This window comes from Streptococcus pluranimalium, from assembly GCF_047785745.1.
Taxonomy (GTDB): domain Bacteria; phylum Bacillota; class Bacilli; order Lactobacillales; family Streptococcaceae; genus Streptococcus; species Streptococcus pluranimalium_B.
In genome coordinates, this window is the sequence record NZ_JBLOJT010000155.1 from 1 (window position 1) to 2,609 (window position 2,609).

A 2,609-nucleotide genomic window follows, 5' to 3' on the forward strand; every position below is an offset into this window, starting at 1 on the left:
CGCTTTTCTGAACTTTGTGCGCTATTTGATATTGAGCACACGTTGACGAGAAGCATTAAGGGACTACAATTGAGAATCGAACAAATCATACTGGCTTATCATTTGAGATATTTTGAAATCAACTAGCACCACGGGTACTATACTTATCATTGTATCATATTTTTTAATCTTCTTGGGGTACCAAATGGTGTCTGAAAGCATATACTACCGCTTGCGTACGATCATCAACTTGTAGTTTGGCTAAAATGTTGGACACGTGAGTTTTTACCGTTTTTAAAGATATAAATAATTCATCAGCAATGGTTTGGTTATCGTAACCTTTGGCTAATAAATACAGGATATCTCTTTCTCTAGCAGTGAGATCCTCATGCAGAGCAGGATGCTCGTCGTGAAGTTTCATCTTTTGCTCAACTTCTGTTTCAATAGCCAGTTGACCTTCAGCAACTTTTCGAATCGCATTGAGAATTTCTGGCGCATTGGATGTTTTTAACATGTAGCCTTTGGCACCTGCTTGAATAACTGGGTAAATTTTCTCATTATCAAGATATGAGGTCAAGACTAATATTTTCGCTTCTGGCCTTTCCTTTAGAATTTGCAAGGTCGCCTCTACCCCATCCATCTCTGGCATAACCAAATCCATCACAATAACGTCTGGACGTAAGTCAAGAGCTTTACTTATTCCCTCTTGACCATTACCTGCTTCTCCAATCACTGTAATATCTTGTTGAAGATTTAAAAAACTTTTCAAACCCATTCGTACCATCTCATGGTCATCAACTAATAATACGCTTAAATTACTCATCTACTTCTCCTACTAGTGGTAAAATCACTGTCATCGTAACACCTTGATTGGGTGCAGAAATCATCTGGAAACTTCCTGCCATATCTGAAACACGATCTTCCATATTTTTCAAGCCATAACTAATTCTCTTAGCTTTTTCAACATCAAACCCTACGCCATTATCAATCATCTTTAACTGAATCGACCTAGGTGTCTGGTAAAGATAAATATCCAGTTGACTTGCTTTTGAATGTTTTAGAGTATTACTAATAAACTCTTGAATAATACGAAATAAGTGATCTTCAATTGGCTTTGGCAAAACTTGTAAATTTTCCTTAAAAGATACTTGAATTGGGCTCTTATCTTTAATCTCCTGTAAAATCATCTCTAAGCCTTGTTTAAGAGACTTACCTTCTAGCTCAGTAGGGCGCAAATGAAGTAGCATAACACGTAAATCATTTTGCGCATTTGTTAAGATATCTTCTGTATTTTTCAACTGTTCTTGTAAGGCTTCTTGACTCAAGCTTGAAAGGCTGTATGAAATCCCTGATAAAATCATGACAGCTGCAAACAGCTCTTGACTCACAGTGTCATGTAAATCTCTTGCAATACGCTTTCTTTCGTCCTGTATGATACTTTCTTTTTGAAAAAGATCAACATTTTCCGTATTTTGCAGTTGCTGAGTTAAGGTCATTGTTTTTTCAGATAACTGATTGATCATTCTTCCCAGTTCATCATCTCCTGCCTGAACCGGTTGATTATGAACGATTCGTCTTAAATTTTTAAAAATATGGCGATGGGCATGATAATTAAGCAAGGTTGATACAAAAATTAACATAATTGTTAACGAAATCGTCAACAAAACAATGGAAAAGATGAACTGATTTAGTCGTTCAACATCCATAACAACATCTTTTAAGGATATAGAAAAGGAATCCAGAATCAATGAGACAATGGAAAAGATAATAACCAATGCATAAAGAAAAAGTAAGATAATATGAGATTTTCTCATCGGCTCATCACCTCTGTATCCCCTGCAAAATTACTAATAACGATCTTTACGCTACGGCTACTGTCTTCATAATCATCGCTTCTTAGTTTGATTGTCTCATTTCTCAAATCATATACTTTATGATCAAAAAAAGCCACTGAGCCATAAATAGAACTCACCGTCAAACTAACAGAAACATCTATAGGAACAAGAATTTTTGTCGGCCCATATACTTTCCTGATGAGAATAACGTTATCTTGATTCCTTAAAATCACTTTAGACAAATCAATCGTATCATTCCCACTGATACGAATTACATCAATATCATCAAAATAATAAGTATCAGAAGTCAAATCATCGTCTTGTCCAAACCATTGATTACGATACTTAGTTAAGGTCACAGGTCTTGTTTCAAATGATAATTCAGCCAGTCGATTGTTTTTTTGAACCTGTGAAAAATGATTGATCATAATGTAAATCAACCCTACTACCATTGCTAAAATAATAAAAGGATTAAGCATCATAATCAAGAAAAATATCAATAAACACGCTGTCAGAATGAAATTAATCTTATCTGTATTATTATAAAATTTAAGTGCTAATAAGGTTAAGATAAGAATCGCTATGAATCGTGGTATATCATCTGATAAAATGGTCATCATTGCTAAAAGTAATAAGATAGCTTCGACGATTAAAAAAAATTGAAATTTACGCATAAAACCTCACTGTTATCACTACAAATAAGTTTACCATAAGTTCCAAAGAAGAGCATCAGCCTAAAGACTTACAAAAAAAGTATTTCTAATATGAAATACTCAGATTGAAGACAAAGCTCTT

At 34.3% G+C, this 2,609-nt stretch carries 3 protein-coding genes and 1 pseudogene; 1 reads left to right on the plus strand and 3 read right to left on the minus strand.

The features are described from left to right. Positions 1 to 126 (plus strand): annotated as a pseudogene (locus ACMZ6U_RS10030) (IS982 family transposase); the annotation flags it as partial. A gap of 37 nt (positions 127 to 163) precedes the next feature. Here the strand turns inward: ACMZ6U_RS10030 and ACMZ6U_RS10035 are convergent. From ACMZ6U_RS10035 to liaF, 3 genes are read right to left on the minus strand one after another with little or no spacing between them, the layout of a single operon-like run. After that, positions 164 to 802 (minus strand): response regulator, encoded by a 639-nt coding sequence (locus ACMZ6U_RS10035; protein ID WP_416108288.1) that lies wholly within the window; start codon positions 800 to 802, stop codon positions 164 to 166. Continuing rightward, positions 795 to 1,793, minus strand: a complete 999-nt coding sequence (locus ACMZ6U_RS10040; protein ID WP_416108289.1) for a sensor histidine kinase — start codon at positions 1,791 to 1,793, stop codon at positions 795 to 797. Before ACMZ6U_RS10040 ends, ACMZ6U_RS10035 begins: the two co-directional genes overlap by 8 nt. Further along, the gene (liaF, locus tag ACMZ6U_RS10045; RefSeq protein WP_416108290.1) at positions 1,790 to 2,488 is read right to left on the minus strand and encodes a cell wall-active antibiotics response protein LiaF; all 699 of its coding nucleotides are present in this window, start codon (positions 2,486 to 2,488) and stop codon (positions 1,790 to 1,792) included. The genes ACMZ6U_RS10040 and liaF overlap by 4 nt, the downstream gene beginning before the upstream one ends. Positions 2,489 to 2,609: the final 121 nt, after the last annotated feature.

What these genes read in the sequence shown, in the direction of transcription:
- ACMZ6U_RS10035 (WP_416108288.1), bottom strand. Translation starts at nt 802, where the DNA reads ATGAGTAATTTAAGCGTATTATTAGTTGATGACCATGAGATGGTACGA.
- ACMZ6U_RS10040 (WP_416108289.1), bottom strand. Translation starts at nt 1,793, where the DNA reads ATGAGAAAATCTCATATTATCTTACTTTTTCTTTATGCATTGGTTATT.
- liaF (WP_416108290.1), bottom strand. Translation starts at nt 2,488, where the DNA reads ATGCGTAAATTTCAATTTTTTTTAATCGTCGAAGCTATCTTATTACTT.